Here is a 569-nt window from a genome sequence, read left to right on the forward strand (position 1 = left end):
CCCCCAGGTTGCGGACAACAGGAGGCCAAGCAGCATGGCAGCATGCGCCTGCTTCCACCCTCCGCTTGCCATCCGCCCAAACTCCGCCTGCCAAATCCGACTGTTAGCCCGCAATGCTACCGTGTTCGCGGTTAACTGCAGTTTACCGCGAAATCCGTGTTCAGCCCAGATTGACGACCGCCTGTGCCTTGTGGGCGGCTTCCACGACGGCAAGCGCCGTCATGTTGACGACGCCGCGCGAGGTGACCGACGGCGTCAATATATGCGCCGGCATGTCCGTGCCGAGCAGGATCGGCCCGACGTGTAGCGCATCCATCATGGTCCTGAGCGCCGTCAGCGTGATGTTGGCCGAATCGAGATTGGGGAACACCAGCAAATTGGCTTCGCCCTTCAGCCGTGAATGCGGATATACGCGCTGGCGCAGATGCTCCGACAGAGCGGAATCGGCGTGCATCTCGCCATCGCATTCCAGCTCTGGGGCAATGCGCGCCAGGATCGCCGCCGCTTGCCGCATCTTCAGGGCACTGGGCGAATCGCGCGAGCCGAAATCCGAATGCGAGAGCAGCGCT

General features: G+C 62.7%; 1 protein-coding gene. It reads right to left on the minus strand.

Annotated features, from left to right (window positions below):
• Positions 1-160: 160 nt before the first annotated feature.
• The coding region (locus EN939_RS37165; RefSeq protein WP_272483148.1) for a phosphate acyltransferase at positions 161-569 on the minus strand (409 nt) is incomplete at its 5' end.

It is taken from the genome of Mesorhizobium sp. M7A.F.Ca.CA.002.05.1.1 (assembly GCF_003998335.1).
Classification (GTDB): Bacteria; Pseudomonadota; Alphaproteobacteria; order Rhizobiales; family Rhizobiaceae; genus Mesorhizobium.